Origin of the sequence: Aureibaculum flavum (assembly GCF_016406085.1) — a bacterium.
GTDB classification, from domain to species: Bacteria; Bacteroidota; Bacteroidia; order Flavobacteriales; family Flavobacteriaceae; genus Aureibaculum; species Aureibaculum flavum.
Genome location: NZ_JAEHFJ010000010.1, coordinates 1 through 25203, shown reverse-complemented (window position 1 = coordinate 25203; position 25203 = coordinate 1). Strand labels below are relative to the sequence as shown.

14 protein-coding genes and 1 pseudogene are annotated in these 25203 nt (G+C 32.0%); 6 read left to right on the top strand and 9 right to left on the bottom strand.

The window, feature by feature from the left end; genetic code table 11:
- Positions 1 to 15 precede the first annotated feature (15 nt).
- Positions 16 to 3081 carry a SusC/RagA family TonB-linked outer membrane protein gene (locus JBL43_RS16705; RefSeq protein ID WP_198842552.1) on the bottom strand — a complete coding sequence of 1022 codons (3066 nt, stop codon included), beginning with the start codon at positions 3079 to 3081 and terminating at the stop codon, positions 16 to 18.
- Positions 3082 to 3431: 350 nt separating this feature from the next.
- Between JBL43_RS16705 and JBL43_RS16700 the strand changes: the two genes are divergently transcribed.
- Entirely contained in the window at positions 3432 to 4298 is an 867-nt protein-coding gene (locus JBL43_RS16700; protein WP_198842551.1) for an inositol oxygenase family protein, read from the top strand.
- A 29-nt stretch (positions 4299 to 4327) separates the two neighbouring features.
- Complete coding sequence (locus JBL43_RS16695) at positions 4328 to 5899, top strand: solute:sodium symporter family transporter (protein ID WP_198842550.1); 1572 nt, start codon at positions 4328 to 4330, stop codon at positions 5897 to 5899.
- Here the strand turns inward: JBL43_RS16695 and JBL43_RS16690 are convergent.
- From JBL43_RS16690 to JBL43_RS16670, 5 genes are all read right to left on the bottom strand, one after another.
- Positions 5888 to 7207: a family 43 glycosylhydrolase gene (locus JBL43_RS16690; protein ID WP_198842549.1), complete on the bottom strand. Its 1320-nt coding sequence runs from the start codon at positions 7205 to 7207 to the stop codon at positions 5888 to 5890. The genes JBL43_RS16695 and JBL43_RS16690 overlap by 12 nt on opposite strands.
- 73 nt (positions 7208 to 7280) lie before the next feature.
- Positions 7281 to 8792 (bottom strand): sialate O-acetylesterase, encoded by a 1512-nt coding sequence (locus JBL43_RS16685; RefSeq protein WP_198842548.1) that lies wholly within the window; start codon positions 8790 to 8792, stop codon positions 7281 to 7283.
- Positions 8793 to 8809: 17 nt separating this feature from the next.
- On the bottom strand, positions 8810 to 10648 hold the full coding sequence (locus tag JBL43_RS16680; protein ID WP_198842547.1) for a family 78 glycoside hydrolase catalytic domain: 1839 nt from the start codon (positions 10646 to 10648) through the stop codon (positions 8810 to 8812).
- Positions 10649 to 10810: 162 nt separating this feature from the next.
- Entirely contained in the window at positions 10811 to 12496 is a 1686-nt protein-coding gene (locus tag JBL43_RS16675) for a RagB/SusD family nutrient uptake outer membrane protein (protein ID WP_198842546.1), read from the bottom strand.
- A 16-nt stretch (positions 12497 to 12512) separates the two neighbouring features.
- Entirely contained in the window at positions 12513 to 15716 is a 3204-nt protein-coding gene (locus JBL43_RS16670) for a SusC/RagA family TonB-linked outer membrane protein (RefSeq protein WP_198842545.1), read from the bottom strand.
- A gap of 237 nt (positions 15717 to 15953) precedes the next feature.
- On the opposite strand from JBL43_RS16670, the gene JBL43_RS16665 reads away from it, so the two are divergent.
- The gene (locus JBL43_RS16665; RefSeq protein ID WP_198842544.1) at positions 15954 to 16994 is read left to right on the top strand and encodes a GntR family transcriptional regulator; all 1041 of its coding nucleotides are present in this window, start codon (positions 15954 to 15956) and stop codon (positions 16992 to 16994) included.
- 238 nt (positions 16995 to 17232) lie between these two features.
- Here JBL43_RS16665 and JBL43_RS16660 read toward each other — a convergent pair whose 3' ends face one another.
- The 3 genes from JBL43_RS16660 to JBL43_RS16650 are packed head-to-tail and all read right to left on the bottom strand — an operon-like array spanning position 17233 to position 21230.
- Positions 17233 to 18432, bottom strand: coding sequence for a Gfo/Idh/MocA family protein (locus JBL43_RS16660; protein WP_198842543.1), 1200 nt, complete (start codon positions 18430 to 18432; stop codon positions 17233 to 17235).
- Positions 18433 to 18457: 25 nt separating this feature from the next.
- Positions 18458 to 19801 (bottom strand): Gfo/Idh/MocA family protein, encoded by a 1344-nt coding sequence (locus JBL43_RS16655; protein ID WP_198842542.1) that lies wholly within the window; start codon positions 19799 to 19801, stop codon positions 18458 to 18460.
- A gap of 10 nt (positions 19802 to 19811) precedes the next feature.
- The gene (locus tag JBL43_RS16650) at positions 19812 to 21230 is read right to left on the bottom strand and encodes a 3-keto-disaccharide hydrolase (RefSeq protein ID WP_438839436.1); all 1419 of its coding nucleotides are present in this window, start codon (positions 21228 to 21230) and stop codon (positions 19812 to 19814) included.
- A gap of 216 nt (positions 21231 to 21446) precedes the next feature.
- Between JBL43_RS16650 and JBL43_RS16645 the strand changes: the two genes are divergently transcribed.
- From JBL43_RS16645 to JBL43_RS16635, 3 genes and pseudogenes are all read left to right on the top strand, one after another.
- Positions 21447 to 23387, top strand: coding sequence for a tetratricopeptide repeat-containing sensor histidine kinase (locus JBL43_RS16645; RefSeq protein WP_198842541.1), 1941 nt, complete (start codon positions 21447 to 21449; stop codon positions 23385 to 23387).
- Between the two features lie 106 nt (positions 23388 to 23493).
- A complete protein-coding gene (locus JBL43_RS16640; protein ID WP_198842540.1) occupies positions 23494 to 24183 on the top strand; it encodes a LytR/AlgR family response regulator transcription factor in 690 nt (229 codons plus the stop codon).
- 141 nt (positions 24184 to 24324) lie between these two features.
- Positions 24325 to 25203, top strand: a pseudogene (locus JBL43_RS16635) (LamG-like jellyroll fold domain-containing protein); the annotation flags it as partial.

Sequence of the window (25203 nt, the reverse complement as noted above, 5' to 3'; positions counted from 1 at the left end):
AATAATATTTTAAAATTAATATGATACCTTAAGTCCGAATAATACTGTTTTTGTCATGTAACCCGCATTATAAGAGTTTTGTAATGCAGTTTCAGGGTCAGGTCCTTTGTAACCCGTAAATGTAAATGGATTTTGTACATCTAAAGACAATCTTAAACTAGCCATTTTTAATTTATCTAATACACCTTGTGATGCATTATAGCCTAAACCAATGTTACCCACTTTCACAAAACTTAAATCTTCATAATACCAATTTGTATTGCCATATTCTGGAGCAGGATACTTGGCATCTGGATTATTTGGTGTCCAAAAATTCATATCCAGACTATTAAATTTAGCATCATCACCGTTATAAGGAGTAAAGTGCGAATAAAACTCTGAATGACCGTAAGATCCTTGTCTTGTATATATTTGAATTGATAAATCTAAATTCTTATATGTAAAAGTATTTGTCATACCTCCAATCCAATCTGGAGAAACTTGACCCAAGACAACTTTATCTTCCGCCCCATAAGTGCCACTATTATCTTGATCTATTACTTTATATTGTCCAGGGAAGGCTCCGTAAACTGCAGCTTCAGCCGCTTCGTCTATTTGCCATATGCCATCGTTTTTGTAGCCATAAATTGCATCAACTGGTTGACCTACTTGAAGTACACCATGTGATCCATAAGTCTCTTTATCTAATGAACCATCCAATTTTAAAATTGAGTTTTTATTCTTAGCAAAATTTAAACTTGTAGACCATTTGAAATTATCCGTTTGAACATTTACAGTATTTAAAGTGATTTCAATACCCTTATTCTCTACAGAACCATAATTTCCAATTGCCGATCCATAACCAGTAATATTTGATAAAGTTCTACTAAGAATTGCATCTACTGTTTTTTTTCTATAAAGCTCTAAACCTAAACGCACTCTATTATTTATAATTCCTAGATCGATACCAAAGTTAACTTCTTTAGAACGTTCCCAAGTTAAATCATAATTAGGTAATCCATTTACATCTACACCATTAGTATGTGTATCTCCGAAAAGATAATCAGCACCACCTAAAAAGGCTAAAGAACTGTAAGCACTAACCGGACTATCATTACCTGATTCACCATAACTTAAACGGAATTTTAAATTACTTAACCAACTTGTATCTTGTAAAAAATCTTCTTCACTGGCTTTCCATGCAAATGCTGCAGAAGGAAAGAATGCCCATTTGTTATTTACCGCTAATTTAGAAGATCCGTCATACCTACCTGTGAATGTAAATAAATACTTATCTAAAATATTGTAATTTAAACGACCCGCAAAGGAAGATAAAGTTTCTTTTCTATAATTTGTTTTATAAGCTCTAACATCTAGACCTGCAGAAGTATTGTAAAATGAATACGCGTCTGTATCAAAATTCCGTGTCTCAATATTACTGTATTCACTTTGATTATAATAAACCGAAGAAATTAAAGTAGCCTTTAAGTTTTGGGTATCTGTAATATCAAAATCAAAATCTATAATATTATCCCAAGTATAAGATGTTTTAAAAGAAGCATCATAATGTGATTGGATTCTTGAAGGGTCATTCCGTGCCGCTTTTGTATATAAACCTCTATATTCACCAAATCTAGAGTTCTTAATATTTGGAGCAAATTGCGTTTTAAAGCTCATCCATTCTGTAGGCTTATATTGTAAAAACACATTAGCAATCACATCTAAAGATTTTGTATTCACTTTCCAAGCACCTTTATCTTCATAATAAGGATTGGTAAAACGACCATCTTGATCATCTGGGAATAAAATAACATTACCATCTGGATCAAATGAGTTAACTGTTGGAGCTAAACGTAGTGTACTTCTAAATAACTCTCTACTTCCTTCTTCTCGTTCAGACAATGATAAGTAAGCTTTTACACCCGCTGTAAATTTATCAGTAATTTTTTTTGTTATAGAAGCACTTAAATTGTAACGCTCATAACCTTCAATACCCATAACTCCTTCATCATTTAAATATCCAATTGAACCGTTATAGGTAAGGCCGTTTGCACCACCAGACATTGCTAAATTATGACTTGTTTGTATGCCTGTTTTTCTATAATCACCAGCCCAGTCTGTATAACGACGATTGGCTACATTATCAGCTTCTTCATTGGTGTTTTTAAATTCTCTCGTCAAATCAACTGTTAGGCCATTATAGTCAGCCACAGTACCTTCATATCCATTTTTAAATAATCCTTTCCAAGCTGTACTTCTTAATACCTTATCTACAAAGCCAACATATTCATCACCATTGTAAAAATCAGGAATGTTAGTAGCAGAACGCACCCCTAAAGTAGCCTCATAGCTAAAAACTGTTTTTCCTTCAATACCATTTTTGGTAGTGATAATAACAACACCATTAGCACCTCTAGCACCATAAATGGCAGTTGCTGATGCATCCTTTAATACATCCATTTGTTGGATGTCTGCAGGGTTTAAAATATTAATGTCGTCAAAGAATATTCCATCAACTACATAAAGTGGTTTGGAAAGGTCACTATCAAGATTATCACTAATTCCATCACGTCCTGCGTCATTATTTTTTATTACGGTATTACCCCTAATATCTATTGAAAGTGGAGCTCCAGGCTTATTACTTAACGCTCTAACATCTACCCCTGCAATTCTACCTTGAATTGCTTGACCGATATCTGTTTTTTTCTGTTCTGTTATTGTGGCTGCACTAATAGAAGCAACAGCTCCTGTTAAGTCAGTCTTTTTTACAGAACCGTAACCAATGACAACTACTTCGTCTAAAGCATTTGCACCAACCTCTAATTGAACAGTGTAATTAGATGATCCATCTAAGCTGATTTCCTTCGTTTCAAAACCTATAAACGAGATTAATAAACGAGCATTTTCATTTTTAACGGTAATAGTGAATTTACCATCAAAATCGGTTACAACTCCATTGTTTGTACCTTTTACAACAACGCTTGCTCCTGGTAAAGGTTCTTGTAAATCATCTAATACTGTACCTGAAACTGTAGTTTGGGCCCATGTATTAACTGAAAAACCTACCATAAAGACAATTAGTAAGAGTTTTAATTTTTCCATATTTAATTGTTTAGTTAAAATTTAAGTTAATTATTTGTTGTTATTAATATTTTGTTAAAATTACATAAGATGGAGAGTTGTAGAATGGATTTTTTATTCAAAAACATGGAAAGTTCAATGAGTTTTCTAAATTCTTTAACATTTATAAAAACTAAAATTCACTTAATTTTAACATTATCATCGTCTAATTGAATCGGTCTAAATGGATTACTCACAAAGATTTATCGTTGAATTTGTCCATAATTTTGAAATATTAGTCCATCTTTTCAATAGAAATATATAATATATTTATTCGCAAGGTTACGATAGATTAATAACGGATAGCCAATAAATTTAAAATTTAAAAAAATATGGATATGATAAATGATAATCCGATGGATAATATTGACGATTGGGAAGATAACTTAAAAGAGCGTTACCCCAACCCGAAGGCTACTAACAAAGAAAAGGAGGAATTTAGAAATTATATAGATTCTGAACGCGTAGATACGGTAAAGGAGTTTTACCGCGTAAACCATATCAATCAAACTTATCAATTTGTGTGTGACAAAGAAAATGAATTTTTAAAGTTTGATAAAAGAGAAATGTCGCTTTGGGATGCCGTAGATTTTCTGAACACCTTGGTAGATGATAGTGATCCTGATATTGATTTAGATCAATTTCAACATCTATTGCAAACGTCTGAAGCGATAAGAGCAGATGGACATCCAGATTGGTTTGTGCTTACAGGTTTTATTCATGATTTAGGTAAGGTATTATGTCTTTTTGGTGAACCGCAATGGGCAGTTGTTGGTGATACTTTTCCAGTAGGTTGTAAATTTTCAGAAACCATTGTATATCCTGAATTTTTTGAGAAGAACCCAGACGCTAAAGATGAACGATATAATACTAAATATGGAATTTATACTCCTAATTGTGGATTAGATAAGGTGAAAATGAGTTGGGGTCATGATGAATATTTATACCAAATATTAAAAAATTACTTACCAGAACCTGCATTATACATGATTAGATACCATTCTTTTTATGCACAACATCGTGAGAATGCCTATACGCATTTGATGAATGAAAAGGATCTAGAAATGTTTGAATGGGTAAAAAAGTTTAATCCCTATGATTTGTATTCAAAAGCTCCCGTAGAACCAGATGCAAAAGCTCTCAGACCTTATTATGAAGAGCTAGTATCAAAATACCTACCATCTTCGTTAAAATTTTAATCACTAACTAACTAATCAACACTTTTACTATGTTTTATACCTATTTGGGTTTTTTTGGATTTACTTTTTTTGTAATATTTTACACTGTTTTTAAACTTCGTAAAGATAAATTCACAACTTCAAAAGGGTATTTTTTAGCAGGTAAAAGTCTAACAGGACCTATTATTGCTGGTTCAATGATACTTACTAACATTTCTACCGAACATTTAATAGGTATGAATGGAAGCTCCTATAAAAATGGTATCATTATTATTGCATGGGAAGTCACTTCCGCGATAGCTTTAGTAATTGCAGCTATTTATTTCATTCCTAAATTTATGAAAATGGGTATTTTTACCATACCCGAGTTTTTAGAAAAACGTTTTGATGGAGCTGTACGTTCAGTAGTCGCCTTTTTGTTAATGTCATCATTTGTTATCACCTTATTACCTATAGTATTGTATTCTGGTGCAATTAATATTGATAGTGTATTTGATTTCTCAAATATGTTCAACATTTCTAAACAGCATTCACTTATTTTTACGGTTTTGGTTATTGGAGTTATTGGAGCTTTCTATGCCGTTTTTGGTGGCTTAAAAGCTATTGCATATTCAGATAGTTTAAATGGTATAGGATTAATGCTTGGTGGTTTACTAATACCAACGATTGCACTTTATCAAATTGGTGATGGTAATATGCTTACCGGATTAAGTACTGTTTATGATTTTGCACCTGATAAATTTGATATTATTGGAAAACCTGATTCCGTGCTCCCGTTTTCTGTATTATTTACGGGGTTAATGATTAACCAGCTCTATTTCTGGGGTATGAATCAAGCTATTATTCAACGGGCTTTTGGTGCAAAAAACTTAGTAGAAGCACAAAAAGGATTGATATATACAGGAGTTTTAAAGTTATTTGTTCCGGCGATTATAGTTTTACCAGGTCTTATAGCATTCTATTATTTTCAAGATCAATATTATGAAACCCCTGATTTAATTTACCCAATGTTGGTTAAAAAAGTGTTACCTACGTATTTATATGGGTTCTTTGCAGCTGTTATTTTAGGAGCAGTATTGAGCACTTTTAACAGTGTTTTAAACTCAGCCAGTACTATTTTCTGCTTAGATATTTACAAAAAGATAATAGATAAGAATGTCTCAGATGCAAAATTAGTGAAATATGGAAAATTGTCTTCTGTAGTTTTAGCCATAATTGCTATCTGTGTAGCTCCAATGGTAGCTTATGCTCCAGAAGGTTTGTACCAATTGCTTCAAGAATTAAATGGAATCTTTTTTATTCCCATTTCTTCAATAATTATAGCTGGTATCTTTTTTAAACAAATTAATACGAAAGGGGCTAAGGCGGGACTCTTTTTTGGATTTACTTTTTATATTTTAACCACATTTATTTTAGATTTAAACATTCATTTTGTACACCTTTGGGGGATAGAATTTGTGCTTAATTTTATCATCATGTTTTTAGTTTCATACTTATTTCCAACCGTTGAAGAGCATCCTTATATGGATAAAGGTTCTGATGAAAAATCATGGCCGGCTGTAAAAACGGCAGGACTTATACTTGTTACATTAACAATACTAATTTATGTATTACTTTCTTAAGAAGTTAAAATAATCTAATTCCACATTAAAGTCTTCGGTTCCCTTAAATGTTAAATACAAATCTGTTTTTCCTTTTAAGCAATTGATATTATTTAAGATGTATTTCTTTTGTAAATTATCTGATTCAATAGATATTCTTCCTAAAATTTGACCAGATAAATTACCTTGTCTTATTTCTAAATAGCCTTTGCCCCGAACACTATTTAGTTGCAGTTGAAATTCATAATTTTCATTTTCGAATAACATTTCAGCATATCGAATCCAGCTTCCATCTTTTATGTTCGTCAATCTAAATCCTTTATTCATCAGCCCTCGCTTTTTAATATTTGATGATTTTTCATAATACCATTCTGCTTCAATTTTTTTCCACGATGCGTTATACTGACCAACACCATTGCTAAAATGTTTATCTAAGAAGTTGGTGTCAGTAACTATTTGTCCATTATCATCAATATGGCAATAACTTATAATGCTTTCTCTAAACTTATATCCATCTCGTATGTAATAACACCAAATATGATAAAACTGACCTTTCCACCAAAAAAAACTACCATGTGCAAATTCACCCAACTTATATCCTCTACCAACAGCATCAACACATTCATAAGGACCATAAATATTCTTGGATATGGCATATTGATTTCCCCAACTTAGATAGTATAATTCTTTATATTTGAAAAGATAGTTTTTATCCATCCATTCAGGTGCATCTTTCCAAGCATCTCCTTTTATTTCTATTGGTTTGGGAGTTTCTGCCGTAGAAATCATATCATTATTTAACTTAACAATATAATATGCATCTGTTTTATCTCCATAAATTAGATAAGGCGTTTTGTTCTTATCATCATCTGTAAATAGAGTAGGGTCATGCAAGGGAGAAACTAAAGGTTTGTTTAAGACATCTGTAAAATTTCCGGCTGGATGTTTAGATTTCATGACACCAATACCTCGTTTTCTGTCTGAGAAGTAAAAGTAGTAATTTCCATTTCTCGCACTGGCATCACTAGCCCAACAATCTTCGCTACCATCATCCATATAATTATCTTTAGGAGTGATAGTTTGTAAATGTTTCCAATCTAAAAGATTTGTTGTTGCAAAAACACGCCAATCTTTCATCACCCATGTTTTATCATTTGGGGCAGCATCATGTCCGCTATAAAGATAAATAGTGTCATTAAAAACGCGAATGTGTGGGTCTGAAATACCCTTAAAAGTTGTAATCGGGTTTTGTGCCAGAGCAACTTTTCCAATTAGACAGAATACTAATAAAATAATAGAGTGGAAAGTTATGTTTATGAAGGTTTTCATCTAAGCTATAAATAAATAGGTTGTCATTGGTTCTATACAATAGCTTCCCTTACTGCAGATTTTAATTAGTGATTTAAATATCAGTTCTAAACGGATAAGCAGGTAAGTTATTTTCGTTGACTAAATTCACATCTGGTTTTCCAGCAAAGGCATAACGAATGTATAAAGGCTTCTCTATTGTTGAATTATGGAGTAGTACGGTTTCTCCTTCAATTTTCGCATCGGCAATTTCCCATTTTAATGAGCTATCTGCAATCCAAAATCCTGTTGGTGCTTTTCTGTTAACCGTTTTTAAACCTTTACTATTTTTAAAATGAACTATTAAAGTGTTGTCATAAGTTTCAACAGTATCAAATATTGGACCTTCAGCAACAATGTTTTTATTGAGGGTGTATTTTGCGGCTTGTAAAGCCAGTCGTTGTGCCAACGGAAATTTATCGGTTGGATGAATATTTTTTTCATCACCTAAATCAATCGTGTTAACAACACTTGTATTTGGGATTTCTAATGCTTTCAGTTGAGATTCACGCATCCATGCCCAAGAGGCTGCAGTTGGACTTTTAGAATCGATATCAGAATTAGCCACTGTGCCTTGGCCAAAACCAGGAAGCATTACAATTGAAAAGTGCATGTTGTCATTCTGCCATTCTTTTCTGTAACGTTCAATCCATAATTTTAAAACGTCTCCATATTCTTTCATACCTATTACATTATGAAACCAGTTGGCTTCTGTAACATCGGGTACTCCTGTTAAATATCTCGTATTACGTTCTCCTTGATACCATACCAAACCTCTACATGCGTAAGGAGCTAATGGTTTTATCATGGCATTGTAAAGTATATTAGGTTGCCGTCTCATAAATATATCTTCTTTGTTAGTCCAGCCATTTTTAGCATTTAGAGACTTTTGAATTTTGTTCTGTGTAGTTATATCATTATCAAAATCTTCCATTATTTTTTTAAAATAGGGGAGATCATGAGTCATATCTTTAGGCATCCAGGCTTCAATAGAAGAACTGCCCCATGAAGCATGAATAATCCCCACAGGAACATCACCAATGGATTCCAAAAAATAAGCAAATCCAAATGCTACCGCACTGCTGGGAAGGGTAGTAGACCAACTCCCAATTACATTATCTTCTTCTTTAAATGAAACTGTTCTTTTCACTTCAAAACTCCGAATGTTTCTCGCAAAAGGGATCAATGATTCTATTTCAGGAACGGCTTTTACCGAAAATTGCATGTTCGATTGACCAGAACAAATCCATACTTCACCTACCAAAATATTAGAAAGTATAATTTCAGAATTCCCGCTAATACTCATTTTCCTTCCTGTTTTTGAAATCGAGAGCGGATCTAATTTTACCATCCATTTACCATCAATACCAGTAATGGTAGATTTACTTTGGTTGGCAAATTTCACTGTAATTTTTTCATTGGGTTTTGAAATTCCCCAAACAGGAACCGACATACCTTGCTGCAACACCATATTGTCAGTAAATAGGGATGCTGTTTTTAATTCTTGAGTGTAGCCAAGTGCTATTTGAAAAAAATATATAAATATATAAAATGTGAATTTTCTCATTACCTAAACTTAAAAAATTAATAATTCCCTTTAATAGTATGTTTTCCACTATCCAATTTAAGTATTGATTGGTCGCCATTAATTGTAACGTCATTAAAGGAAACATTTTTAAAATGTTGTGGAATAATGAACTCTGCCATCATGCCTGATGGAATTTCAAAACTAAAGAGAACCTCTTTTTTAGGATTAACTTCAAATTCTGCCAAAATACTCCCAATAATTGTTGGAACTTTTATTTTTGTAAACGTTAAGTTATCTAATTGAGGTTTAATTGTAGCTACTTTATATCCGGGTGTTTTCGGTTGAATACCCCACATATGTCTTATGATGGCATTTAATGGAGCTGTACCCCATGCATGGTTCCAGTCGGCATTAGGTTTGTATTTAACATCCCATGCTTCCATTGCCATGGTAGAGCCCACTCTAATCATATTCCACCAATTTCTATCACCTGTGGTGTTGGTAATTAAGCCTGTTGCATATAATGCTTCATTATTTTTATACAATCCTTCCAATAAAAATTGAGATCCATAAACACTGCAGGCCATACCTCTAGATTTAATAAATGAGGTCACTGATTTTATATGTTCGGTAGGTACTAAATCAAATGCCAAAGGGAACATATTGGCATGTAATGAGGAATGACTTGAGCCAATTCCGTCAACATAAACTCCTTTTGTAGTATCAAAGAATTTATCATTTATAGCCTTTTTAGTGATGATGGCTTTATTTTTAAAAAGTAAGGCATCTTCTTTTTTACCCAAATGTTCGGCAATCTCTGACATTAATTTTAGATTGATATAATAAAATGCATTTACTACGGTATTAGTATCAACTATTTCATAGCCATCTCTTTCACCTTCTGGTCTAGCCAGTTTCCAGCCTGTATCTTTTTGTCCAGGAGGCCAATCTATAATATCACTTATTTGTTTATCTCCTTTCTCAAATCCTAATTGTGCCATAAGCTCATCAGTTAGATTGGATGATTTTGAGCTTATCAAGCCATCGCTTCCTTCTAAATCCATCAAGGTTTTTAGCTTCAAAGCATCATAGTATTTCTTTAAAGGTTCTAAATCTCCTGTGTACATGTAGTCCGCATGAAACATCAATACGGTATGTAATAACCATTCCGTTGGCCAGGTAGGATTTTTTATAAAATATTCATTTGTTCTTCTTCCCATAGTGTATTCACTATCTACACTGTAATGGCTTAATTGATTGATATATGCATCTGCTTCGTAAGGAATCCGTTCTCTGTCTCCATCTACATAAAAACCAGTAAAACTAGTTGCCTTAATCGTGTGTTTAAACATGTCATATAGAGAATCTAAAACCACATTAGAAGAGGAGAAGTAACTTGCATTATCATTAAATTTATAATGCACTGCTTTTTGCTGAATCTCAAGAGCTTCTATCGGGATTTTTAAATTTTCAATTTCTAAATATCTAAAGGGTATAATGGCTCCCAAAGATTCGGGTAGTAGGATAGCGGCACCAGTAGTGTTCCTTTTATAGGGAACCAGTTTAACTGTAGTTACTTTATTTTTTTGTAAATGCTCTAATGTTACTTTTTGATACCTAATGTTTTTACCTGGATTATCATCGATTTGAAGTTCACTTTTTAATTTTTCTCCAAGTTGAAAGGTGAGTGGCTCTTTTTGTGCAACCGTAGATTTTAGTTGTACGTTTCCAAAAAAGGCTCTACCAAAATCTATAAAATAATGTCCTTCTTTTATTTTAGTAATTTTCTTTGGACTTATTAGCGTTGTTTCTAATTCTATTTTTTCTTCAGTTTTTTGTGCATTAATGGCAATTATTGAACTCAAAAGAAATATAAAAATAAAATGTTTTTTCATGTTGAAATTATTTAATAATTAATCTTATTGTAAATATAAGCTAATAAAAAAAGTTGTTCAAAAATTATGCCTATCATTATTAAAACGAATTTAATAAACATCATTTTGAACAACTTTTAACATTGTTTAAATTACGCTTTGTTAGCGTTTTTAATACATATATTATCTATTTTTCCAACCGTCGTTTTGCTCCCAAACCACATCTTTGTTACGATCAATAACCGTCTGAGGAATTGGAAATGTATTAAAATCAAAGGTTAAACTGTTTACTTGATAGTCATATTTAGCATATCTTCTAATACGATCAGATGCCACATTACCACCCATACGTAATAAGGTATTCCATCTACTTTCTTCACCAAAAAGCTCTCTAGCTCTTTCATCTAAAATAAAATCAATATCAACCATAGCAGCCGTTGCCTCTATATTGCATTGAGCTCTATTTCTAATGATATTAATGTCATCAGCAGCACCAGCCGCATCGCCCTTACGTAACTTAGCTTCTGCTCTTAATAAGATAGTTTCTGGTAAACGAATTACATAATCATCTCTCCAAATATTTTGTCTTCTTTCCCCATCATCTAAACCTTCAAATTGATCTGTTGTAAATTTCTCATAAATAGGGTAGTACGCACCATCAGCTAAACCAACATTGGCTGCATCCAATTCATCTTGCGGTACAACTTGACCAACTAAAGAGCCTCCTTCATAAGATGGATTATTATAATAAACGGTTCTTCTGATATTACTTTCTTCACCTCTCATATCTCCATCGGAAATACTAGGCTCCCAAATAACAGTTTCTGTTAAATCAGTAGGTCTTAAATAAGCAACACCTCTTCCTCCCGTATATTCATCTTCTCCTTGAACACCTGGTATAGCACGCCAAACGGGGCTCATATAATATGGTAAGGCTAATCTAGCTCCTTCATCACCTGCTTTGTATGCCTCATAATCAAATATATATGTCCAAATACTTTCCGTATTTCCATCAGCGTAATTTTGGTTATTCAATCTAAATAAATCCCAATACACATTTTTACCAGCTTCACCGGCTCTTGAACCAAAACGATCTGTCATTAAAGAATAAACTCCTCCATCAATAACATCTGAAGCATATTTAATAGCCTGATCATAAGCGGTATTGTCTCCAGTTTCAATACCAAGCCCTAAGTAAAACTCACTTAAATAATGTTGTGCAGCTCCTTTTACTACTCTACCTGACTCCGTTGTTGTTTCTGGTAAATCATCAAGAATTGACTCTAAATCATTTATGGCAAACTGATATATTTCTGACCTTTCTGCTTGTTCATAGTCAAATCTTACCGTTGTTGTTGGCTCATCCACTATGGCAACTCTTCCAAAAAGTTCTGCTGCTTGCCCATGTGCCTTAGCTCTAAAAAACTTAGCTTGTGCCAAAACATATCTACGAACTTCTTCTGATTCAAAAGTAAGACTTTCTTGTTCTGCTAAGGAAATAGCCAAATTAGCACGAGATATCATCTGATACAAATCAGCATATATATTATTTAAACGCCCGGCATTTGGGGTGATAGTGGAATTATAATCACTGAAATTCGTGTTTTTACGAAAAGTAGGAACTGTAAGCACATCAGTACCTTGCCCATACATTACGCGTCCTTGATTATTATCTACATAACCATGCAAAGCACGATCTTGTTGATACATGGTTAATACCAATTGATCAACTTGTACACCAGAGGTAAATACATTATCCACCGTTAGAAATGTTTCTGGTTTTTGATCTAAAAATCCATCATCGTCACAGCTAAATGCCATCATAGCCATTAAAACTAATGCTATTTTATTTATATATTTTATATTCATAATATCTTTTTTTAAATTAAAAACTAACATTTATTCCAAAAGTATATGCACTCATAATAGGTAAGGTACCACTTTGTGCTGCTATTCCTCTTTCAGGATCTCCGCCACCGTACCAGTTTGTAAAAAGAAGAGGATTGTCTGCACTTGCATACATCTCAAAAGAGCTAATACCAACACCTAATCTTTCAAGCATATTTTTATCAAATTTGTACGTTAAATTTACATTCTGTAACCTTACAAAACCTCTTGACTGCAAACCTTTATAACGACTATCATTAAAAGTTGGACCTAAGTTTGTTGTACTTTGATTTTCAGGAGTCCACCATGCACCATTGTCTACATCATTATAATCAAATCTATTTTGTAATGAATTACTTCTTGGGTTAGAACCTAAAAAATAATCATTACCTCCAAAGGTTCCTGTAAACAACATGTACAAACTAAAGTTTTTATACGTAAAGGTGTTTGAAAAACCCATTCGGAAATTAGGCGTACTAAACCCTAAAATTTTACGATCACCTGCAGCCGTAATTCCTGGCTCACCATCTAAATCTCTATACATGGCATCTCCTGGTGAAGCACCGGTATCAGCAATGTATTGTGTGTCATCTGTTTGTACAACACCAATATAATCATAACCATAAATAGCACCTAAAGACTCTCCAATAAATAAACTATTAGAAATGTCGTCATCTTCTACACCGTCACCATCAATATCATCACCATACAGCTCCGTAATTTTATTACTGTTTTTCCAATAGGTTAAATTAGAAGACCAACTAAAATTTTCGGTATCAACATTTTTTGTACCTAAAGAAATCTCAACCCCTTTGTTATCTATTTGTCCTAAACTGGCCAATATAGAAGTAAATCCGCTTGTACTTGGAATGTTTCGTTTAAAAATTTGATCACTTGTTTTTGAGAAATAGATATCAGCATCCAACGTAATTCTGCTATTTAACCAAGCGGAATGTAACCCAAAGTTTAATGCGGTGGTAGATTCCCAACCTAAATCAGCATTTCCTAAACTCGTTTGCTCTATACCGTATTGACTCACTGAAGGATTATCTCCAAAGGCATATTCAATATCACCAGGTACACCTGTAATAACACCTGAAAGTGTTTGGTATGGACTTAATCCTTGATTTCCATTTGTTCCGTAAGAAGCATTGATTTTTAGATAATTCAAAATCTTATTATCTCTTAAGAAATTTTCATTACTAAGTGTCCATGCACCACCGACAGACCAAAAAGTACCAAATCTTTTTTCTGAACCAAATACGGATGCACCATCTCTACGGACAGCTGCTGTTAGATTATATTTGTTATCAAAACCATAAGATAATCTACCTAAATACCCCACATTAGATCTTTCAGATAAATCATAAGAATTGGTCTGTGTTGTGGCAAACGTAATTCCATTTACACCTAAACTTGTATTTCCTAACGCAGCAAAATCATTACCATCTAAAACAGATTGGTCAGTCTTTCGATAGTCTCTTGTAGCCACTAAAGTCACATCAACATTATGTTTACCAAAACTGTTGTTGTAATTGATAATATTATCCATTACATAATTGTAATCTTTATAACGAGCATTAGATCCATTGGCTTGAGATAAATTGGCTTGTATAGCTGTTTGAGAATATCTGTCATAGTAAGGTGTACCCTCAGTAGGTAGTCCTATATAATAATCTTCATAATAAAAATTATCCACGCTTCTATATTGTCCACTAAGCGAGTAGTTAAATGTATACTTCAAGCCTTTTATCCAAGGGACTTTAACGGTAGCATTTGCGGCAAGTCTAAAATAATTTCTTTTATCGAATGAATCTCGAGTTCCGTCTGTTCCCCATAAAGGACTCGGTACGTTGTTTGCCGTAGGATATCTTTCTAGAGCTGTTGATGTATTAGAAGCTGTATTAAATGGTTGACCGTCATAACGGTACGGATACCCAATAGGTGCCATAACCATTGCTCGTCCAACGTCGGGGGTAACTCCTGAATAATCACTATTGGTATACGACCCGTCAAGACCTAATTCTAACCAATCGGTAACATCAGCAGATACACGAGAACGCAAAGAAACTCTATTAAATTCATCTCCTAAAATAACACCTTCTTGTTCTTCATAACCTCCAGAGAAAAAATAATTCACATTTTCTGATCTACCAGATACGGAAAGATTGTGTTTTTGAATACTTCCTTTACGTGAAACAAGATCAATCCAATCCGTATCAACGCCTTCATCTTGTAATACTCCTCTATACTCTTCTTCCCACACAATAGCATCTACCGACGCTGCACCTACCTGAGTTGCATATTTTTCCAAGTAGCTATCACGTGATAATAAATTTGGCTTATTTTGCCATACATTAACACCTGTAGATGAAGAAAGTTTAATAACTGGTTTAGAAGTCTTTCCTTTTTTTGTATTAATTATAATAACACCATTACCCGCACGAGAGCCATATACTACTGCCGCAGAAGCATCTTTTAAAATGTCGATAGAAGCTATATCATTTGGATTGATATCACTTACACTACCTAAAAATACAACACCATCTAATACAATTAAAGGATTATTATTTCCATTGATAGAGTTTTGCCCTCTTACAATAATACTTGGTGTTGTCCCAACTTGATTCTGAGTTCCAATGTTAATACCAGGAGTTGCCCCTCGTATGGTTTGTAAAACACTTGTGTTTGATGACAATGCTATTGGAGAATCTTCTAAATTTACACGTTCTACCGAACCTGTAATATCTTTACGTTTTGCTGTACCATAACCTACAACAATTACCTCATCTAAACTTTGAGCATCAGGTTGTAAAACTACATTAATGCTACTTTTACCATTAATAGTAATTTCCTGAGTTGTAAAACCAACAAACGAAACCAATACTATGGCATTTTCATCTTTTAGTGTTATAGAAAAATTACCATCAAAATCAGATGTTGTGCCATTTGTAGTTCCTTTTTCAATGATACTAGCACCGGGTAGCGGGTTATTTTCATTGTCTAATACGGTACCTGTAATGGTTGTAGTTTGTTGAAATGTATCAAATTCAATATTGTCAATTACATTATTTTCAGTTGACGTAGCATTTATTCCATACGAACATGAAATAATCATAAGTCCAAATAGTTTTAAATGCATGTTTTTTTTTACGTGATTTGTTAGAAATACACGTAATTTTTTTAATAATTTTTTTTTCATAAATAATAGTTTAGTTATATTGAGTGAATCGAAAATAATCTTAACGTTTTGTTTTTATCTAATAGAATTTTCGATTATTTATTAAAGATATATCAAAGGTTAAAAAGCACCGTCCTGCACTGTACTGTAGTATGTTAAAATTATAAATTGTTGATTTTTTTATCTAGATTTGACATAGAAGTAAAATAATCATATTATTGATTAATAGATTGTTAAATATTTGAAAGTAAGTGTTTTATGAAAATACAAAACCTAATTAAAATAGATGAAAATTCAAGAAAACCGAAGTACAAACAAATTGTAGATTCTATTATTTATAATATTTCAAATGGTAATTTAAAAATGGATGATAAAATACCATCTATTAACATGTTCAGCGAAGAGTTTTATCTGTCAAGAGATACTGTAGAAAAAGCATATAATGTACTAAAGGAACGAAAAATTATTACTTCAATTAGAGGCAAAGGATATTATGTTACCAGAACTAAATTAATCTCTAAAGTAAATATACTTTTTTTAATAAATAAATTAAGTACTTATAAAATGAAGATATATAATTCGTTTTTAAATAAAATGGGGAGTACTTCACATATCGATTTATATATTTATCATTGTGATGAAACGCTATTTTTAAATTTAATGGAAAAAAATATTAATGCCTATGATTATTTTGTAATAATGCCTCATTTTAAGACCGAAGAATTAAAACATGTTAGTTTTACAAAGTCGACTGAAGATGTAATAAAAAAAATACCAAAGGGAAAACTTTTACTTTTAGATAATCAAAAATCAAATATTGATGCAGACATTATTTATCAGGATTTTGAAAATGACATTTATAATGCATTAAATGATGGTATTATTAAAATTTCTAGGTATAAAAAAATGTTTTTAGCCTATCCCAATAATACGTTATATCCCTATCCAAGAAGGATTTTGCATGGATTTAGGAAGTTTTGTGTAGAAAATAAACTTGAATTCGAAATTATAAATGAAATATTTGATGATATTATTCTCAAAAAAGGTGATTTATTCATCACAATTGAAGAATCTGATTTAGTTAATCTAGTGCATCGAATTAGAGAAGATGAATTTGAATTAGGAAAAGATATTGGTGTTATTTCATATAATGATACTCCTTTAAAAGAATTGTTAAACATAACGTGTATTTCAACTGATTTTAAGGTGATGGGTGAGACAGCGGCAGATATGATTCTTAATAGAAAAAAAGGAAAAATTAAAAATCCTTTTAATTTTATTGATCGTGAATCGGTGTAAAGAAATCTGAAAAAATTAGTAACTTAAATGTTAGCTTTTACGTTTGATGATGGTTCTTTTAATTGGGTAGTGCTGGGTTAAGTCTATGGAATGTTCAGGTTACCGACATCTGCTTTCTCCACCTAAACTTTACAATTAAAACTAAAAATAGATATAAATAAAAAGACAAGGTGTTTATGTATTTTAATTTTAAACACCTTGTCAAAAATTGGATGATTGTTATACCGTTAACGTATTTTTAATTACCCAAATTGTTAAATTTAGGATCCCAATGTACAATTGTTTCATTGTACATGGCATCTAAGCCCATCTGTACGCAAATAGCAGCTTTTGCTCCTGATATTACATTCGATTTTGGCATTGTATTATTTAAAATATTGTCTCTGAAATCTATCATGGCTTGCTTTGTAGGCTCTTCATGTTCAATGTTAATTGGGACACCATAGCCATATTTTGCTTTTGCAGTAGCCCCTGAAACGCCATCAACATCTTGTTGTACTGCTTTTGTTTTTCCTTCAGGGTAAAAAGTTGCTTTATCATAATCAAGTAAAATGGTGCCTTTATCGCCCATAATTTTTATTTGATACCCTTCATTTGCATTGCTTGTTAAACAAGAGAATTTAGCATTAACACCATTGGGATAGCTATAAATTAAATGAACATTATCATACGTTTCACGACCATCTTTCCAATAATCTACCCCACCAGTTCCCATTACTTTTTCAGGAGTGGCTTCTAAAACCCAATTCACAAAGTCTATTTGGTGCGAACATAATTCAGCGATAAGACCACCTGAATATTCTTTGTACATTCGCCAATTTATAATGCGTTCCATTTCAGGATTATCAACTTTTCTTCTCCAGTTTCCATTTCTATTCCATTGACATTCAAAAGCGGCAATTTTTCCTACTTTTCCATTTTTTATGAGGTCCACAATATGTTCATATAATTTTGAACAGTGATATTGATGTCCAGATTGAAATATTTTAGAAGAAGATTTAGTACTATTTAATAAATCAATAATTCCATCATATCCTTTTGCTAATGTTTTTTCACAATATACATGCTTATTTGCCTTAACAGCGGCCTTTGCTATTTCGTCATGCATGCTAAAAGTAGCAGAAACAATTACAGCATCAATCGCTTTATCTTTCAAAAGTTCTTTGTAATCAGAATAGCCTTTTACATTTTTACCTGCCCGCTTTAAACCTTCTTCTAAGCGAAATGGTATAATATCGCAACATGCATAGAGGGTAACATTTTCTATACTGTTTAATAAGGGCATTAATCCTTTACCACGATCGCCAGTGCCAATAATAGCAATGTTTATGTTTTTATCATTGGTTAAACCATAACTAACACCGGCTAAAATACTTGATGTTCCTAATAAAACTGCGGAAACTGTTCCGCTTTTTTTTATAAACTTCCTTCTATCCATAATTAAAAATTAAAATAGCATGTATCTAAATGGATTTAATTTCCCAACCTGGCTCATACGTTCTTGACCATAATTTCATGGCTTCTCTATTGTATATTCTTCCTGTAGTTTCATCAACTTCAAATCCATTATCTATTCTTGATGAAATATTTGCATAGTGTGTTAACATTTGACTAATTACACCTTGTTCAATAGGTGAGGTGAGTGGTGCTTTTCCTCTAATAGCATCAAAAAAGTTTAAAGTATGGAAGGTAGAAAGTTTTCCACCGCCACCTAGGCTGTTACCAGATTCGATACCTTTAACAATATTCTCTTTTGTTACTTCTCCTTTATTGTTGTATAATTTATAACCATCTCTGTCTATAAAAACACAACCTTTAGAACCATATATGATGGTACCTCTACCTGCTCCAAATTTTCGATATCCATTTCTACTTTGTCCATCCCATTTAATGGTTCGGTTACCAGAAAATTTAAATTGAGCTTCCATAGTATCATACATTTCCCAACCATCATCTTTATAATGAAATTTACCTGCATTCACAGATACACTTTCAGGATACTTAACATCTAATGCCCAACGAGCAATATCTAATTCATGTGTGGCATTATTTCCCATTTCTGCAGTACCATAATCCCATCCATACCAATGCCAATTGTAATTCCAAGTATCATGTGTATAATCTCTTCTAGGAGCCGGACCTTGAAAAAGTTCCCAATCTAAACCTTCCGGTGGATTTGCTTTTTCTTGATTTGGAACTCGCCCTCTACTACTAGTATAAAATGCTGTAGCTTCAAAAACATCACCTATAATACCATTGTGAATATCATTAATAATTTCTTGAGATTGTAATGAAGAACGCTGTTGGTTCCCCATTTGAACCATTTTATTATATTTCTGTTGATAGGCAACTAATAATTCACCTTCTTTTGGATTATGACTACATGGTTTTTCTAAATATACATGTTTACCCGCTTGCATAGCCATACATGCACCTGGGGCATGCCAATGGTCTGGAGTTGCCATAAAAATGGCATCAATATCTTTATCATCAATTATCTTACGAATATCATTTTCTAATTTAAATTTATTCTTTAAAACTTTTGATACTACTTCAGAAGCTTTGTCTCGTTGACTTTTCATTACATCACATAAATAATGCAATTCTACATTACTATCTTTTGCTGCAATAGCACCTAAATAAGCTTGGTATCTTCTACCTAAACCCTGAATAGCAATATGAATGCGATCATTTGACCCTATTATTTTGGAATAGCTTTTTGCACTCATTGCATTTAAGTTACTTGTTAGTGCAATACCTGCCGAACCTACCGCAGCTTTTTTTATGAAATTTCTTCTACTTGACATATTGTTGGGTTTAGTTTGATTTGATTTTTATATTTTTAAATGATACTCTATCACCGTGATCTTGTAATAAAATTTGCCCTTTTTCTAATAATCCGAATTTAGGCCATTTTACATATTTACTTTCGGATACTAATTTTAAAAAGTCATCACTACCACGTTCATATTCTAATACTTTTACATCATTAAGCCAATGTTCTACATGATTGTCTTTAGAAATGATGTGTGCTGTGTTCCATTCCCCAATTGGATGAATTGGTTTATTAACATCTGCTTGAATTAAATCATATAAAGAACTTACTGTTCTACTACCATCATGATTACCTAATTTAGCATCAGGATGTAAATCATCATCAAGAATCTGATATTCTAACCCGATAGAAGATCCTGCTCCTTTATTAATATTTGTATCTACATAATATTTTATGCCACTATTTGCACCTGGAGTTAGTTTAAAGTCAACTTTAAGTTCAAAATTGCCATATAAATCATCCGTAACAATATCACCACCAGCAGCAGATTCTGCACCGCCAGAAGGTAAAACAGTAAGAATGCCATCTGTTATTTCCCATCCATTTTCAGGAAACTTATCAAGTTTAGCACCTCTCCATCCTTTAGTTGATGTACCATCCCAAAGTAATTTCCAACCATTTTTAGCTTCGTCTATTGTCAATTGATTTTTTGTTATGATCGGTGTTAAAGGTGATTTTTTTGAATATTTTTGTAAACTATCTGTAAGTATTTTTACATTTTTCCAAATAATTTCTGTGCCTTCGGCTTTATCTTCATGTATGCTATGTACTTGAAGTCCAATAAAGCCAGAAGCCGTTTTGTCGTCTATTAAGTATGCCGCAGGAATTTCATTGATCCATGTTTTAATGGTATCTCCTATAGCTTCTATTCTATAATGGTTCCAATCATTTTGCTTGAATGCTTTTTGAGCTTCCGGATTATCTGTCATAGGGTTTAACCAACCGCGTCTACTTTCATCATAAATTCCTGCACTCCATGCTCTTTCAGAAGGATCAATTTCAATTTGATAACCATGTACACGACCATCTCTATAATTAGGAAAGCTATTAGATCTTATCTGAATTCCCGAATTCATGGTTGAATCTACCTTATAATCTAATTCAAGTATAAAATCGCCATACATTTTATCAGACCTTAAAAAGGTATTTGGCGTATTTCTAACAGTTCTACCTACAATTGAATTGTTTTCAACGTCATAAGTGGCTTTTCCTCCAATTATAGACCAACCATCTAAGGTTTTTCCATCGAAAATTTCTACCCAAGGGGTATCATCTACTTCTGTTTTTTTACAATTAGTTAATCCAACGGCTACAACTAAAAATAAAGCTAATTTTAGAATGTGTGCATTCTTGCTCATAATGATAAATATTTTTATTTTATATGGTATAAAAGTAGCCATAATCTTACAATTTAGTATGGATAATTTATGCAAATACATGATTAATTCACTCAATTGAATGGGATTTCCGTGGTATTTCTGCTTTTTCCTTATTCTCACTTTTATTGAAGTCAATTTATAAATATTGATTTTATTATTTGTTTTAGGTATTTAAAACTTTGGTATTCTAATTAAGAAATGCGTTCTTAGATTTCTAATAAGCCTTTAGTTACTTCTATGAAAAAAAATTTACTGCTATTTGTACTTTATCTTTTTATATTTCATTTAGGATACAGCCAAAATATAAAAAAGAACGACAGTTTAAAAGAATTGTTGATTACAATAAATCCAGATTCGTTACAATTGAAGTCACAAGTTTATGGTAATATTATTTGGAATTATGCAACTACAAGAATTAAACTTGATTCTGCACGTATGTATAATGACACCTTATTTGCATATTCAAAAGAAGCTAGTTTTGATAAAGGTATTGCTTCATCTCACTATTATTATGGATTCATAAACAGATTAGAAGGGAATCATAAAGAAGGTTTAGAGTATTTAGAAAAATATATAGATTATGCTCGAATACACAAAGACAGTACTAAAATAATAAATGGTCTTTTTCAAATTGCCGTTATTCATTCCAATATGGGTAATTTTTCAGAGAGTTTGGCAACCCATTATAAGCTACTTGAAATATACAAATCAAGAAAAAATAAAAACAGCGAAGCTTACGAGCTTCAAGCCATCGGTCACTTATTAAGAAAGGTGGGGAAACATAAAGAAGCCATTGAAGCATATGAAGATGCTATACAACTTTTTAAAGAAACAATTATTGATAAAATTGGTCTTTCTATGGCCTATGAAAGTTTAGGAAATACGTATTCTGAACTTAAAGACTATCCGAAATCAGAAAATTTTTACTTAGAAGCTTTAGCTTACGCAAAATCAGAAAACAATAGCGATGGAATTGCTTCAGTAACTGAAAATTTGGGAAATTTATTTTATGAAAAAGGTGATTACAAAAATGCCTTAGAATACTTTTCCGAAGCTCTGAATGCTAGAGAGAATATGCCTTCGAAAAGAAATATAGCCATTAGTCTAAGTACCGTTGGTAAAACCTATTTAAGTTTAGAACAAGATGATAAGGCAGAGGAATACCTTTTAAAGAGTATGACTATTGCTAAAGAAAATGATATGAAACCTGAATTGGTAGGAATCTATGAAAATTTAATAAAATTAAATAAGAAACAAAATAAATTTAAAAATGCTTTTAACTATCAAACTGCCTACATGGTAATTAATGATTCTATTTTAGGAAAAGAAAAAATGAATCAGATGCTTGAATTAAATGCAAAATATGAAACTGAAAAAAAAGATACACAACTTCAATTATTAAAGGTAGAGACGGAACAAAAAGAACAACAAAACAGATTGTATTTTACGCTTGCTATTGCTGGTTTGGTTATAGCCTGTCTTTTAGGATTTTTTGGATATAAAAACAAGAAAAACAACACTATTTTGGCAAAGCAAAAGAAATTGTTACAAGTTGCCTTAGATGAAAAAAACACCCTTTTAAAAGAAGTACACCATCGTGTAAAAAATAGTTTTCAAATTGTATCATCGCTACTTTATTTACAATCTGAGAACATGGAAGATAAAGAGGGTAAATTAGCCATAAAAGAGGCAGAGAATAGAGTTCGTTCAATGGTACTTGTACATCAAAAATTGTATAATAATGAAGAATTAGTGGGTATTGATACTAAAGAATATATTAATGATTTGGTAAAAGATATTTTTGATAGCCATCAATTTCAGAAAGAAACCATTACTTATGAATTAGATGTAGAGTCTATTGTTTTAGATATAGAAACGGTAACCCCAATTGGACTTATTTTAAACGAACTTATTATTAACACCTTAAAACATGCCTTTAAGGAAGTTAATAGTTTTAGTAAACTGAATATAAATTTTGCAAAAGCAAACAATCAGTTGGTTTTAACAGTAAGAGACAACGGTAAAGGCTTTGAAGGAGAGATAAAAAGTAGCTCATTTGGTATTATGCTTATGAAAGCTCTTTCTAAAAAATTAAAAGCAACATTAAAATATAATTCAACTATAGGTATGGGTACGGTTGCGGTATTAAATATTAATAAATTTAGTCAATTATCATAATTGCATAATAAATATTCTTGTTTACTAAAAAAAGCATGTTATTTACTAAATATTCAATTCATATCAAGTAGTTTTAACGTAGTTTGCAAAACCTAATAAAACGATATTGAAATTTATAAGTATATATATTGTTGAAGATGAACCTTTGATCGCAGCCACAATTGAAACTGCTTTGTTAAAGCAAGGTTACAATGTTGTTGGTGATGCTGAAGATGTAATTACGGCCCTTAAAGATATAGCTCAATTACAACCCGATTTAATTCTTGTAGATATTCAATTAGATGGCGATAAAGACGGTGTAGATTTAGCTATTGAACTAGATAAGCAACAAATTCCCTATTTATACCTTACCTCACAAACTGATTTTGAAACCATTGAACGCGTAAAAGCAACACAGCCTTTGGGCTATATTGTAAAGCCCTTTACTGAACATAGCTTACGAAGTAATATTGAGCTAGCCTGGCACAATTACGAGGAAGAAAATGCCGGTTTTTTAATTCTTAAATCCGATGGTCGTACACATAAAGTGAATCAAAATAGTATTTTATATTTAAAAGCTTTTGATAACTATTGCTATGTTTATACCACAACAAGATCGTATTTAGTACCACACACTCTAAAATACATGTCTGAGCAACTGAATAGTTCTCTTTTTGTTCAAGCTCACCGTTCATATTGGGTTAATATCAATCATATAGAGGGTATAGAAAGCAACAAGCTTTTTTTAAAAACAGAACCTATTCCTTTAAGTGCTTCACAAAAAAAAGAGGTAATGCGTAAATTAAAACGCTCATAGCTACAATTACCCGCATTCACTAAAAAAACAATCGCATTTACTAAATAAAATCTTCAACCCTTATTGTAAAGGGTAGTTTTATTGCGTTCTTAAGCAGAATGCATTTGTCTGTTTATGTATACAACCTAAAACATGCAAGCTATGAAGAAATTTACCATTACCTTTTTATTACTATTAGTTACCTATTATGGGTTTACGCAAACCACCTATGTCCCTGACGATAACTTTGAACAAGCCTTAATTGATTTAGGGTATGATTCAGGTCCTTTAGATGATTATGTGCCAACTGCAAATATTAATACGGTATTATTTTTAAGTGTATCATCAAAAAACATTAGCGATTTAACCGGTATTGAAGATTTTGTTGCTCTTGAAGAATTACTATGTTTTAATAACCAACTAAGCAATTTAGACATCAGCAACAATTTAGCCTTAAAAGAATTAAAATGCTATAGCAACAACTTAACCAATTTAAATGTTAAAAATAATACAGCACTTACATTATTACATTGTTACTATAATGATATAACCGCCTTAGATGTTTCATACAATATATCATTAGAAGATTTAAGATGTGGCAATTCATTATTGACAGCACTAGATGTAACCAATAATATTAATCTTCAAAAGTTAATTGTTGCTAATGCGGCATTGACTAGTCTAAACCTATCCAATAATAATTTGTTAGAATGGTTACGTTGTAATGATAATGAACTTGCAAGTCTTAATATAAAAAATGATAATAATACTATTATTACACAATTTTATGCCAATAATAATCCAAATTTAACCTGTATTAAAGTTGACGATGTAACCTATAGCACAAGCAATTGGACAAACATTGACACACAAACAAGTTTTAGTGTAGATTGTATTCCGCCTCAATTAACCTACGTACCTGACGATAATTTTGAACAAGCCTTAATTGATTTAGGTTATGATGCTGGCCCTTTAGATGATTATGTGCCAACTGCAAATATTAATACCATAACAGACCTAGATATTCGTAATAAAAACATT